The sequence below is a fragment of the Paenibacillus sp. SER-28 genome (assembly GCF_052906305.1).
This window is the reverse complement of record NZ_JBRECM010000001.1, coordinates 24,825-38,580: the sequence shown is the minus strand read 5'-3', so window position 1 is coordinate 38,580 and position 13,756 is coordinate 24,825. Positions and strand designations below refer to the sequence as shown.

The following is a 13,756-nucleotide window of genomic DNA, read 5'->3' as shown; positions in this document are numbered from 1 at the left end:
CATTCCAAATAAAACAGCCCTCGCCAAGGCTGTATGAAAACGGCATGTTAAGGGCTGAACACCGCCAAACTCCCCATGAAGGCAGAGGACTGCAAAAACACAAAAGGAAATATAAAAAAAACGGACAGTGGATTGTTCACATTGTCCGTTTTCGTACTTTTCGCGCTAGCTATGGATCGTCTTGATTACTACAAGCTAGTGAGGGACAAATGAACTGAAATCGTCCCTGCTCGACTGATCCGCATGATAAAATACTACATCCCCGTCCTGTAAATGAAAGGTATGCCCGTACGGGTCTTTTATCTCTCGGCGGTAACCCTCCAGTTGCCACTGGTTCAATAGCGGGCCATTTATATACTGTAAATGCGGATGCTCGGTGTCACCCTGACGCAGTGACTCCAAATTAAAGCGAACGACGATAAAGCCTGTTTTCTTGAATATATCCGTATGCTCGTTTAGCTCCTGACGGCGACTGACCTCGCGCAAATCCGTACCTTTGGTAACTGTGTACACATCAGCAGGCAGGCTATATTCACCATACCAGCGCTGAATTGACGCATTAGCGCGGTCCACGTTGACCCCATCTGGCAGGTCTGTCTTTGGACCAATCAAGGTACGCACAGCCGCAGGCAGCACCAGCCAGTCGTAGCGTCCAATCCAGGTCTTGCTGCGTGCAACACGGTGGGCATACAGAGAAACATAGCGTTCCAGTGTCAACTGGCTTTGCTGTGCTTCACTCAGCTCATGCTTGTATTGGTAGGCTGCCGTGTCCTGCATTTCCTCCATCGGCACATTGCGTAGCCGTTCATTCAAAATAACATATCGCTTTTCCCGGTCCTCCGCCGATCCCAAACGGATAAATTTTCGACTGCCGGAATGTGTATACAGATCCACCTCTTCCCGCTGTCGCCCATCTTTGCTCACCCAATAGAACGATGGCGTGATGCGAATACCGTCCTTGGCGCTAAACATATTCCCTTTGGTTTTGAGGTCAAACTTGAAATGATAGCCTGTCTTGACCGCCACATTTGCATAACCTTCATATGGGTGACTACCGGGGCGAACGGGCAAGGTGAATGGCTCCGGGTTCCCTCTAGGCAACCCGTCAATATTGCCAAGCCCCGTCCAATAGGACAGACCGCTATGCGTTGGACTTCCTTTTCGCTGCCGAAATACCCGCTCCCAATGGTAATCGGCAATATCCGTGATATGAAAATCGTACATCCGTCCGATGACCTCAATATTCACCACATCATTGGCTACATGATGGGCTATATCCATGTTGGCATGGCGCTGTTCGGTGAACCCGTCCGGTGCATTTTCGGCAATGGTACGGAACTCTACTGTATAGTTGCCTTCATCCACCCATACGGGCAAATAAAAGTCTGTGTCGAGCTGCAGCACCGGAATGTCGATCCAGGTACCTCGTGGATAAAATATTGTCTTTCCTTTGTCGTACACATCGAACGGAAATCTCACCTGCTTGGTTCGTACATATTTGGCATACTCCCGATCACCATAGCCAGGAATGTTCAAATGCGGACCTGCTGTCGAGATCGTCACCCGGAAAGGGCGCTCCAAAATAAGCGCGGATCGTCCCTTCGTAGGTTGGGTTTTCTGATTATGAGCAGCATCGTCCGACACACTAGACAGATTCACTACGGGAGTGTGGACAGTCACTGTATTGATTCCCTGTATCGGGAACGTTTTATCCGCACCTCCATTGATATTTCCCTTGAGAATAGCGTAAGTGATGTCACCGCTGCTGGGCGTATTGGACTTATTTATCTTATGCTTATCAATCACATGATTCGGACTGTACAGCACATCCGGCCCAATCGCTCCGGAAGAGGGTATAACGCCTGGCTTAGGGCCATTCACCTTGACGCGCTCCGGATTCATAATGATTTTACTTTCAAAGGTCAGAGTATCGTTCTCCACTTCGATTTCCTTTACGGCCCCCTCTGCCTTGGATTTCAGTGCACTGCGGTCATCAGGCACACTTGGCTTGCTGCTGCCACCGTTTTTGCTACGGCTGCCGCCATCCACTGTCCCGGGTGCAGGGGGCGGATAAAAGTTGCCCTGAGTCGCTGCAACATAGGAAGGGGGTGTATAGGATTGCGGACGCAGGGTGATTGTTTCATTAGGTAACGCATAATTTCGGAGCGTAGCCTCCTTGATGCCATACACCTCCAAATTGTCTATCGCCCAATATGAATACGGACGAACGATTTGGTAAGTGTAGGTTCGCTTCACCGTCTCATTCCGCCGAGATTTTTTCTTAGGCCGCCAGGTCAATCGATATTCTCGTTTTACGTTAACCGTATATGTACACTGGCCTGTCATGTTCACAAACTTATGTTGAAAAAGGTATCTCTTCGCTTGCACATGACCGTATAGGCTTTCAGATGTAGGAATACCTTTGGATACGTCAAATTGTTCGCTACCACGCTGATCTGCTTTGATAACGGCAGATACTGTCGGGTCCAGTTCAGTAGTTTCCAAGCGCAGACCTGGAACGGGGCGGGAGCAGACAACACCTTTTGTTGGCTGTTCATTATCTTGGCAATCTGAGGGTGCTCCCTCTTGGCTTTCTCCAGGCTTCGGACAGCCCTGAGTTTCTTTGTAATACAAATAAGCGGTAAACTGCTCAAAAGAACCGTCATAGGTAAATCCGGGTACAATTCCCGGCAAAATATCTCCGCTTGGCGGTTTACCTGTCGTGCTTTTCTTATAGCCCACATACTCATATTTCGGGTTGGTTGGCGGGGTAAAATCATACAGTTGATCAGCTTTCAGTTCATCTTCTATTGGTGTAAATACGTTGTTAAGAGATTTTCCATCAGTGGTAAAATGCTTGACAATCAGACCACTCTCCAGTTCGATTTTGAACAGGATGGGTTGGTAGATGCGCCAGGCTTCTACTTCCTTTGCGCAGGTGGGGCAACTCTCTTCCTTTATATTTTCCGCTTGAACTGCTGCATTTAATCTTATATTCACAGTGATTGGAATGGTAGCTGTATCCGTTCCAATCCCCTTTTTTTGAAAAGGCCGAATATCTGAATCCTGTGTGCCTTTACTCATGTAGTCCTTGTAATCGTCATAAAGATCGGATCGGGATTTTGTAAAGTAATTTTTATAATCAGGATTACCTTTGTTAACTTCTGCTACTGGATCATACAATTGTGCGTCAATCTTCTTGATCTTACGACCAGGGAAATTAAATTTGTAAGTGAATTCTGCTTCACCTTGCATGTCCTTGTCAGGCTCCTTGCCACCTGTGACCCAAGTACCTGTGGTATTTTTCCACATGTCGAAGTACATCATGCCAACAAAATAGCGGTCGTTCTTATCGGCATAGTAAGACAGCGGTGTAATTTCGTTATCAGCTACCGCCTTGTCGGTAGGAAAAGAAAATGGTGGGAGCTGCAATAAGAGCAGTACCCCCACCAGCAATACGGCTAGAATGCGTTGCGTCTTCTTCATGCTGTTGTTAATTTCCTTTCCACGGATTGACCATCAATGGAATATAACTATCTGCTTGCAAGCGGAATCCAATGTACTCAATATCTTTTAGTTTCAGGGATTTATAGTTTTCTATTCCATGAAAGAGTTCATCAGCAGATGAATAAATCGGATAATATACCATCTTTGTGCCATCCCCGTTATCTTGTGTCATTTCTCTCAATGGAGGACGGAGACGTGCATTCTGGTTTTTGGTTATGAAAAAAATGCTACCTGCTGTAGATTTCGTTTTAACTCTCATCTTTAAGTAAGGTACACCTTTCGGACTTGTGTAGGGCTCAACGGAATAAACATCCCGAATCAGCTTAATAGGTAGATCAGACTGCTTAAAGATCATTATTTTATCGTATGGCTGGTCAGTGCTATTGTTTAAAAGAGCAGGTATTGAACCGAACGCCTTCTTATACGGCTCAATACTCACCGCCTGATGCCCCATATCCTCCAGCGCAGCAATTTCCTTCTTCCCAATCCAGACCCAGCGGCTGACCTTATCCCACTCTACCGTTTGCCCCAGACCCTCACTTACCAACCGCAGCGGCACAAAAGTACGGTTTTGCTTCAAAATAATCTTTGTCTCATACGTTTTGGTCTGCCCATCCACGGTAGCGGTATTTTGACCCACTGTCATGTTAACGGCATGTGCATCATTTTTAATCGACACAGCCAATTGACCGCCTGTTTTCTCCCAGCCTACCTTAGCCCCTAGCGCTTCAGATACAAAACGAATCGGAACCATCACATAATCGTTGCTATCCTGAAAAGGTTTAGCATCTGGAAACTGTATTTTTTTCGCGTTTAACAAAACTTCAATGGGTTTGGTGCTGCTTGCTGCCTCCGTCGTTGGAATCGTACTTGTCGCCCCCCATAGCAACGTGACTGCGGTCAAACTCAGCATCCATTTTTTCATACTCATCTCTCTATCCCCTTTGTCAGCTTAAACTTTAAACTATGTATATCATCTCTAATCTCATAAACTTATCGCATCCCCACTTTCGGAAAATACTGGATACAACTTATATATTATAGGGTTTCCCTATTACAAAATCTATAAGAAAAACTTCTAATACAAAGCATTCCAAACAAATAGACTCTTTTGAGCAATCCCTTCCCCTAAATCCATAGAACTGACTCTTTAAAAAGTTTTATATTCCCGCAAAATATCAACAAAAAAGGGCTGCCTCTCCCCTATGAAGGAAGAAACAGCCCGTGTGCTTCACGCGCAACAAAACTATGAATATATCAGCTCATACCACCATATGGATTATTCCAGCATCATCCAATATTTCTTACATCATAAATCATACCGGACTAAAAATCAAACGTTACTTTTCTCTCACGTAACATTTCAAAGATCATTCATGTATACCTGGACTTCCAGCTTGATAGAGTTGCTCATACACGTCCTTGTTGACCATCCTCAGCCCAAACAATCTGCGGATACGCTGTCCCGGCTTGGCCTTGAAGGTCACTGTCGCTTGATCCTTCCCCTCCAGATATGCAGCCGGAATAGCGGCATTAACGTTATAAAACTTATCGGCCTCATCAAAACCTTCACTAAAATGCTCAAGCAGATGACCGTTAATCAAAATATCAAAACCGCAGTTAGGCATTTCCAGCGTAGCTGTGTAGGTAATGACCAACAGCATCGGAGCAGATGGATCTGTATTTAAATCAAAAGAAAACCAGCCATCAATTCCCGCATTCCGGTAAGGTCGGTTATTCACATATCCGGTGCGAGTCGAAGCATCTCCCTGGAAGTTATGATCCCGCTCCGGCTGCATTTCTCCGGGTTGGGCAAAATCAATCGTGCACTGCTCCAGAACCGCCAGCTTTTCGCGTGCTGCTGTGTATTCCTGTTCCGCCTCCTGCCACGCTTCCTTGGTAAAAATGTCCCAGTATACGGAATACGTACGGTCATGCATTTTATACAGAGGAGACAATTCCACATCCCGGGGATGCCCTGCATTCAAGGTACGGAACGTATTCGTCTTGCCCTCTACGGGCTGTATCCAGGCATCTAGCTCCTCCGTTTGGGGAATGAATACGGGTGTGTACAGAAACTCCTTGGCTTTAGGATCTTCTAAGGGTCCCAGGTCGCCTGCCAGCACCAGCGGTCCATACATGACAGCCGCCCGACCCGGGTTATCCGGCATCTGCTCCGGCCTCAGCGACATCGGAATCGTCACCTCTACAGCATCACCGTCAATCCATGTTCTGGCGATAGAGACAAAGCTGCCCGGTTCCGATACGACCGATTGTTCCTTGCCATTTACACGAATGGTAATTCCTTGTTCAGCCCAATATGGATAGCGGATGAGTAGCGTAAATGGAGCTGGTTGATCGCATTGAATCTCCAGCGTCGTATGATCCGTATCTGGGTAGGAAGTGTTTTGTTTTAGCGTAACGCCTCTGTCCTTCCATTCTAGCGTGGAGGCAATGAACTGATTGACATACAGCTTATCGTGATCGTGAAAATAAATGCCGCTGCCGTAGCTCGCATGGTTTTCCATCCCTGTGCCGACACAGCACGTAAAATCATCAAATTTGCTTTCAAAATGCTTGTGTCCGCCCATCGCCAGCGACAGAAAATACGTTACGCCCCCGTGAACCGGGTCCTGCGAAGCCAAAATATGATTGAATAGACCTCGCTCATAAAAGTCCGCTTCCTTGGCGGAAGCATTCCATTGAAACAGATGATTGGTCAGCTTAAGCATGTTATAGGTATTGCACGTCTCCGTCGTATGAGGCCCGATGCGATCATTCAAGCCATCTGGCGCTCCAAAATATTCTCCAAAGCTATTCCCGCCAATGACATACGAATGATGATCCACCACCCGCTCCCAAAAAAACTCCACCGTTGCCCGGCGTTTCGTATCATTCGTGAGCTCATATTCCTTGGCAAGCCCGATCAGCTTCGGAATTTGTGTATTGGCGTGAATGCCCTGCAAGCAGTCCTCCTGCGAGCTAAGCGGGTCCAGCACCTGCTTGTGCCAGAAGCACTCAGCCAGCCGCAAGTAGCGCTCTTCCCCGGTATCCGCATACAAATCGGCCAATACCTCATTCATGCCTCCATATTCGCAAAACATCATCTGCTGCATCTGCTCATCGCTCATCGGCTTCAAAATTCCTTCGAGCCAGTCCGCCAGCTTGCGTTCTACACCTAATGCCTTATCACAGCCTGTCAAATGATACGCATCACGCAGGCCAGCGAATAACTTGTGTAGTGTATACAAGGGGGCCCATGCACCGTTCAGGTCAAAGCCCTTCGAGCGAATATTTCCAGCAGACACCTCTTCAAAAAGTTCCTTTCCCCCTGGAATACCGGATACATATCCGTCACCATGCGCCGCCTGACAAACATCCAGTTCATCCGTAATGTAATGTGCGATTTCCTTAAAACGCTCATCGCCCGTTGAAGCATACATCATGGAGCAAGCGGACAAATAATGTCCCAGTGTATGACCGGAAATAGTCATCGCTTCCCAGCCTTCATATGGAGGCGCTTTGGGCGCAAGTCCGGCATATTCCCGAAAACGCGCCAGCAGGCGGTCTGGTTGAAGCTCCAACAGATAAGATCGGTTCAGCTCCATCGCTTGTTTGAAGGGACCTTCAGCCAATACCAACTCGTTCAGTGCGAACGGCCTTGCTTTCATATGGGCTTTTGCTTTAAGAGTCACTTTCCGTTCCTCCTTTAAGGCGAATTTGGGATAAAAAAACGCATATCAAACACAACGAGCCGTTACGCGCCGCTGCCAGAGGTTTGCCCCCACTGCTGGTACAGCTGCGTTCTCGCCTCTGTAATGCCGGGATGAAACTGAATCAGCGCATGCTTCCGTGCAAAATGGACCTCACGGATCGCCTCCTGCACCCGCTGTTCTCCGCCTGTTCCGCCGAGTCCAGCGGCATGGAGCATAGAAGCGGCGGCTAATCGACCTTGGGCCATCGCGACCAGCCCGCTTTCGATGCCGGTAATATTGCCGGCAACATACAACCCTTTGAGCGAGGTTTCCATTCGCTCACCATGTAGTGGAACATGCCCGCCTAGCTCAGGGCTGTACACGAATTTGCACCCGGCTACCGCCGCCAGCTCAGCGAGCGGATACAAGCCGCCGCTCAGCGCCACGAAGTCGGCGGGTTCGACGCGCTCGCTGCCGGGAATAGGCGAGCCGTCCGGTTTAACGTGGACCAGAGTCACGGATTCGACCCGGTCCTGCCCGTTGACGGACAGCACCGCCGTCCGCAATCGGATCGGGATATCCCACAGACGGAAGCCTCTGTGGGGATAGCAGCACGCGATGAGTTTCTCCATCCGCATCGCAGCTGCTAGCTTGCCGCCGGCGCGCATCCAGGCGGCCGGGGCCAGCCCCGACAGCTGAAGCAGCAGCTTCGCGGAGGCTGTCGGATCTGCGGCTGCACCAGCCAGCGGATTGGCGCACGGCAGTGTAATCGCCGCCACCTTTACTCCGGCAACGGATAGCTCGCGGGCAATCGCCATCGACAATACATTCATGCCTACTATGATGCCTCGTTCTCCCGGCTTGACGTAATGAACGTTGGTCATTACCTGCGCGGCCCCGATGGACATTACTCCTGGCAATGTCCAGCCATCCAGCGGAACGGGAATTTCGGCAGCTCCAGTTGCCAGCAATACGTAATCCGCAGTGAACAATCCACAGGAAGTGGAAATTTCCCACGTTGTCGTATATTCCATGCCATGTACGGAAACGCCGCAGCGAATGTCCACCCCAAGCTCCACGCAACGGGTAATCAGCTCATCCGAAACGTGTTTTCCAACCCACCAGCCTTGACTGCCTTCCTCATGATATTGCCCGGGCATGCGTCCACCCGGCTCTGTAAACTCATCCAGTACCGTGACTGGCAATCCTTGTTCAGCAGCCGATACCGCTGCGGACAATCCGGCGGGACCCGCACCAATGACGATGAGATGCGCCATTTCATTCATGTCACAATTCTCCCTGTGATTTCATTCGAAAGCTGCCGTCCGGTTTCCACCACCATACCTTCCTCCAGCTTGGTCAGGCAGGAACGGACGGTACCGAACGGATGAACCGTCAGGCGGCATTCGTTACAATGCCCAATGGCGCAGTATACACCTCTGGCCGTACCGGATTCCTCATGCCTTCTCAGCGAACGGACACCGCTGGCCAGCAGTGCTGCTGCCAATGGCTCTCCAGCCAATCCCTGCATGGGACGACCGTCAAAAATAAAAGATACCTGCCGCCGTTCCGGCTTTGGTCCCAAAATAGGATGATTTACAATACGCATGCGGCTCATAAAGAACCTCCCTCTGCTAGCTGCCCGAACGTTATGGGACGCACGGGAGGCCTTTGGGATAACAGCTCCGCCTCCCGGCGGGCAGCAGGATACTGATTGTAAAACCATGACTCCACCAATTGTCGGCATACCCTACCCTGACATGCGCCCATCGTCACCCGTGTAGCCATTTTAAGCTGGCGAACGGTGTCCACGCCCATGCGGCAGGCCTGCTCCATCTGTGCGATACTCACTTCTTCACAGCGACATACGAGCAAATGACCTGATGCGCTCCCAACCGTCTCACTTCGTCCCGTCGCCCGCTTACTCATAGCTGATCGCACAGGTTTTAATCGCTGAATAAAAATCCAGCGCCGCCTGGCCCTGTTCCCGGGTATGTGAACTGGATTGCTTCAGACCGCCGAACGGAGCCTGGTATTCAACACCAGCCGTCTCCTGATTAACCCGGACCATACCGGCGTTCGCCTCATCCAGAAACCGGTGAGCCAGCCGTAAATCGCGGGTGAATAGAGAGGCGCTTAATCCATAAATAGAATCATTGCACAGTCGAATCGCATCCTCGAAGTCGTCCGCCTGCACGACCCCCATCACAGGCCCAAAAATCTCCTCCTGAATCAACGGATGGGACGAATTCAGTCCAGTCGCGACCAGTGGACGCACATAATACCCGTTCTCCGTCCCGGCGATGGCTCCGCCTTCAGCCAAAATGTCGGCTTCCCGGTGGGCGAGTGATACATAGGACATGACCTTCTCATACTGACCTGCGGATGCCACAGGTCCAAGATACGCACTGGGGTCAAGCGCCTGAGCGATCTGAATTTTTTCCACCGCTTGGCGTAAGGCTTCCGTGAACGTCTCATAGACAGACTGTTCCACAATCACCCGACTGGTGGCCGTGCATTTTTGCCCGGCTGAACGGAAAGCTCCGCTGGCAATCATCGCCACCGCCTGTGCTACATCCACGTCCTTCAGCACCACAGCGGCATTTTTACCGCCCATTTCGGTCTGGTACTTGACATTACGGCGTGCGCACCGTCCCGCAATGCCCAAACCTGTAGCAGTAGAACCCGTGAAGCTGACCGCGTCCAGTACCGGATGCTCCAGTAAGGCATCGCCAATGCGGTTACCTTGCCCAATGACTAAGTTCAGTACGCCGGGCGGAAGCTGCACCGCCTCGAATAGCTCGGCGACCCGCACTGCCGTTAATGAAGCATGTTCGGCAGGCTTCCAGATGACCGTGTTTCCGCACAAGAGTGCAGGGGCGATTTTCCATAGCGGAATAGCTACCGGAAAATTCCACGGCGTAATGACAGCCGTTACACCCAGCGGAATGCGCTTCGTGTATTGGAGCACTCCCGGCTCATTCGAAGGAATGACTGTACCGATGGAACGTACGCCCTCTGCCGCATAGTACCGGAGCAGATGGACACCTCGCATGACCTCTCCGCGCATCTCGGTAATCGGCTTGCCCATCTCACGGCTAGCCAGTTCAGCCAATTCAGGTAATGCTGCCTCTAGTAACCCGGCTGCTTTGAACAGATAAGCTCCCCGCGCTGCGGGACTTAGCGCGGCCCAGCCCGTCTGAGCCAGCCGAGCCGCATCCCCGGCCTGTGTAATATCGCCCGTCTCTGAAAAATGGACGACTCCCACCTCCTCCTTCAAGGCCGAAGGATTGTGAACCACCATTTCCTCGCCGGAAGGGCTCAGCCACTCACCGCCGATCCAATTTCGGCTCTCCATCGTCTTCACCTCCATTCAGGATGATACTTCGCTTGGACGAACCGCCACCTCAAATGCTTCGCGAATGCGGTCATAATCCGACTGCGGCAGCGCAAGTCTAGGCGGACGTGTCGGGCCGACCGGAAATCCAGCCAGCTCCATCATATATTTGATGGACTGTACCAATTGCGGGCTGGCATCATAGTGGAACAGCGGCAGCAGCCTGCGATACAACGCGGACGCTTCCGCCATATTTCCCGCCTGCGCAAGTCGGAACAGCTCTACCCCTTCCTTCGGCAGCGCATTCGGTACCCCCGAAATCCAGCCTGTCGCGCCGAATAATGCCCCCTCCATCGCCAGATTATCCACTCCAACCATGACCTCCAGCTCTGTCTGGGCCAAAATAGCGTGAATACGCCGTACATCACCGGAAAATTCCTTGACTGCTACGATATTTTCAATTCGCGACAAGTCCGCAAGAATATCTGGAGTCAAGTCAACCTTGTAATCATGGGGGTTGTTATACGCAATGATCGGCAGGCCCACCTCCGATAATGCTTCATAATGGGCCGTTACCTCGTGAGGCAGGGGATTGTAATTAATGGGCGGCAGTGCCATGACACCCGCTGCCCCGGCATCCTTCGCATGCTGAATCCAATGCACCGCCTGTTTGGTGGACGGAGCCGCCGAGCCGACAACAACCGGGACACGCCCTGCCGCAGCGTCAATTACGGTATGCACAACCTGCGACCGTTCCTCCGGGGACAAAGCCGCATATTCTCCCAGCGATCCCGTAGGGACCAGTCCGCTAATGCCGCTTGCAATCAGATGCTCGCACAGCTCGGTCAGACGCTTATGGTCTACCTCCAGCTCTGCCGTGAACGGTGTAACCAAGGCCACATATACACCTTCAAAACGTGCCATATGCTCACCAACCCTTTCCCATCTTTATTTTCATATTCAGCATTCGGGTTTGATGCAAAATGCTCACATCAGCAAAAAACCTTCTTTAAGCGGGTCCTCGGGGTCCAACACAAATTGATGATGTCCCGTCACCCAAGCCGAGCCTGTAATTTGTGGAATGACTGCCGGATAAGGACCTATCTGCGTCTCGCCCACGATTTCAGCCCGAAACATGGAGCCTGTGATGCTTTCATGTACAAACGGCTCATGTAAGCCCAGTTTTCCCTTGGCGTGCAGCACCGCTACCTTGGCCGAGGTTCCTGTACCACAAGGGGAACGATCGATCCCTCCCGGTGGGATGACGACGACGTTGCGGCAATCGGCCTGTGGAGCCACAGGCTCCCCGTAAAATTCAATATGCGTTAACCCTTGAATAACCGGATTTTCAGGATGTACTACCTCTACAACAGCATTTACTGCCTCCCGAATCTGTACCGCTGTTCGTACAATTTCGGCCCCATTGCTCTGCTCCAGTGCAAGACCGATGGAAGCCGCCTCTACAATGCCGTAAAAGTTGCCTCCATACGCAATATCCAGCGTGACTTGCCCGATACCCTCTACCTGGACCTTCACCTCACGGCGATACACAAAAGAAGGGATGTTTGTGAACGTTACTTGTCGCACCTTGCCCGCATCCACCTCCAGCCGCACTTGAACCGGGCCTGCCGGAGTGTCCAGCAATATAGACTTTTTATCCGCAGCAATCAGCCCGCCTTCCATCAGCGCTGTACATACTCCAATCGTATCGTGACCGCACATCGGTAAATAGCCGCCAGTCTCTATAAAAACCACACCCATATCTGCATCTGGATGACAAGGTTCTGTTAAAATACAGCCCGACATCACCTCATGCCCTCGCGGCTCGAACATCAGCAGACGGCGAAAATCATCATGATGTGCTGCCATATAAGTCATTTTTTCCAGCATCGTACGACCTACCAGCTTAGGCGCGCCGTGAATGACCGTCCGCGTCGGATTGCCTCCCGTATGGGTATCAATGGTAGTAATTCTGCCCGTTACACTCATCCGGTTACCTCCCCGTGAACCTCGTGGCTGGTAAAAGCCTCGCCAAATCGGTCATATCGCAACGGCTCCACCGGAATGCAAGTGGATTCACCCCGTACCATTTCGGTCACCAGCTTACCCGTTACTGCCGCAAGACTAATGCCATCCCCCTCATGACCAGAAGCGATATACAGCCCCGGTACTTCGTCCACTGCCGATACAATCGGCAAATGATCAGGTGTCCATGGACGTAAGCCGGTATACGCCCGCATCAGCGGTACATTCGCTAAAGCAGGAAAAAAGCGAATGGCTCTGCGGGCGATTAAGCGAATCATTTGCTGATCGACACGTGTGTCCATACCGACAAACTGACGGCTGCTGCCGATCAGAATATTTTGGGATGCGGTTGGCTCGAATACCAGCGCTACACCGTATTTTTCATAAAGCTCATCCACACTCCGCTGACCGCCAAACTTGCTCATCAGATAGCCGAACTCCATTACCTTGCGGTTCCCAATGGAAGGCATTCGGGCAGACACCAGTATATGTCCTTTGCGCGGCATGATCGGAAGGTCCAAACCGAGTGAATGACCGATGCTACGTGTCCACACACCTGCCGCCAATACCACTGCACCTGCATGGATAACGCCATTGGGCGTCTCTACCCCGCGGACGTTTCCCCCTTCGTCCTTAAGGACAGATTGTATCGGTGTGCGGGGCATTAGCCTCGCTCCCATAAGACGCGCGGCCCCGGCCAGCGCATACGTCATCAACACCGGATTTACGGTGGAATCTGTCGCACACTCCAGTCCGCCCGGCAAATCTTTCGCTAAATACGGCCATTCCTCTCGCAAATCCTGCTGATCCAGCATGCGAAATGGAAGTCCTTCCTGTTGCTGACGGGTTACCCATTGCTCAGCCGCCTGCATCTCCCGATCGTTTTCACAGACCAGAATACTGCCAGGCGCACGATACTCGAACTCATCCTCCAGTTCTCTAGCCAGCTCTGCCACCAGCTCCTGCGATACCAACGACATTCGACTGTCAAACCCGGGCTCTTTATCGATTGCCAATATATTTCCATCACAACGGGACGAAGTGCCCCCAGCAATCTCCCCTCGCTCAGCCAGCACGACCTGCATACCGGTCTTAGCCGCATAATAAGCGATGGCTGTACCGATGATTCCACCGCCTACAATCACCAGATCCGCGGCATCATGTTTCATTCGCTTCCCTCCCTTCGACCGTT

General features: G+C 51.2%; 10 protein-coding genes. All 10 read right to left on the bottom strand.

Annotated elements, in window-relative coordinates; translation table 11 throughout:
* Positions 1 to 195: 195 nt before the first annotated feature.
* The 10 genes from ACUYLD_RS00145 to ACUYLD_RS00100 all read right to left on the bottom strand — a co-directional run bounded on the left by ACUYLD_RS00145 (position 196) and on the right by ACUYLD_RS00100 (position 13,733).
* Positions 196 to 3,486, bottom strand: coding sequence for a DUF5704 domain-containing protein (locus tag ACUYLD_RS00145; protein WP_446674165.1), 3,291 nt, complete (start codon positions 3,484 to 3,486; stop codon positions 196 to 198).
* Between the two features lie 7 nt (positions 3,487 to 3,493).
* Positions 3,494 to 4,438, bottom strand: a complete 945-nt coding sequence (locus ACUYLD_RS00140; RefSeq protein ID WP_446674164.1) for a copper amine oxidase N-terminal domain-containing protein — start codon at positions 4,436 to 4,438, stop codon at positions 3,494 to 3,496.
* Positions 4,439 to 4,877: 439 nt separating this feature from the next.
* Complete coding sequence (locus ACUYLD_RS00135) at positions 4,878 to 7,178, bottom strand: beta-L-arabinofuranosidase domain-containing protein (RefSeq protein ID WP_446674557.1); 2,301 nt, start codon at positions 7,176 to 7,178, stop codon at positions 4,878 to 4,880.
* Between the two features lie 86 nt (positions 7,179 to 7,264).
* Positions 7,265 to 8,488 carry an NAD(P)/FAD-dependent oxidoreductase gene (locus tag ACUYLD_RS00130; RefSeq protein WP_446674163.1) on the bottom strand — a complete coding sequence of 408 codons (1,224 nt, stop codon included), beginning with the start codon at positions 8,486 to 8,488 and terminating at the stop codon, positions 7,265 to 7,267.
* A complete protein-coding gene (locus tag ACUYLD_RS00125) occupies positions 8,485 to 8,820 on the bottom strand; it encodes a (2Fe-2S)-binding protein (RefSeq protein WP_446674162.1) in 336 nt (111 codons plus the stop codon). The genes ACUYLD_RS00130 and ACUYLD_RS00125 overlap by 4 nt, the downstream gene beginning before the upstream one ends.
* Positions 8,817 to 9,131 (bottom strand): (2Fe-2S)-binding protein, encoded by a 315-nt coding sequence (locus ACUYLD_RS00120; protein WP_328801882.1) that lies wholly within the window; start codon positions 9,129 to 9,131, stop codon positions 8,817 to 8,819. The genes ACUYLD_RS00125 and ACUYLD_RS00120 overlap by 4 nt, the downstream gene beginning before the upstream one ends.
* Positions 9,124 to 10,560 (bottom strand): aldehyde dehydrogenase family protein, encoded by a 1,437-nt coding sequence (locus tag ACUYLD_RS00115; protein ID WP_446674161.1) that lies wholly within the window; start codon positions 10,558 to 10,560, stop codon positions 9,124 to 9,126. Before ACUYLD_RS00115 ends, ACUYLD_RS00120 begins: the two co-directional genes overlap by 8 nt.
* A 15-nt stretch (positions 10,561 to 10,575) precedes the next feature.
* The gene (locus tag ACUYLD_RS00110) at positions 10,576 to 11,463 is read right to left on the bottom strand and encodes a dihydrodipicolinate synthase family protein (protein WP_250267570.1); all 888 of its coding nucleotides are present in this window, start codon (positions 11,461 to 11,463) and stop codon (positions 10,576 to 10,578) included.
* Positions 11,464 to 11,526: 63 nt separating this feature from the next.
* Positions 11,527 to 12,528, bottom strand: a complete 1,002-nt coding sequence (locus ACUYLD_RS00105) for a proline racemase family protein (protein ID WP_446674160.1) — start codon at positions 12,526 to 12,528, stop codon at positions 11,527 to 11,529.
* Positions 12,525 to 13,733 carry an NAD(P)/FAD-dependent oxidoreductase gene (locus ACUYLD_RS00100; RefSeq protein ID WP_446674159.1) on the bottom strand — a complete coding sequence of 403 codons (1,209 nt, stop codon included), beginning with the start codon at positions 13,731 to 13,733 and terminating at the stop codon, positions 12,525 to 12,527. Before ACUYLD_RS00100 ends, ACUYLD_RS00105 begins: the two co-directional genes overlap by 4 nt.
* Positions 13,734 to 13,756 lie beyond the last annotated feature (23 nt).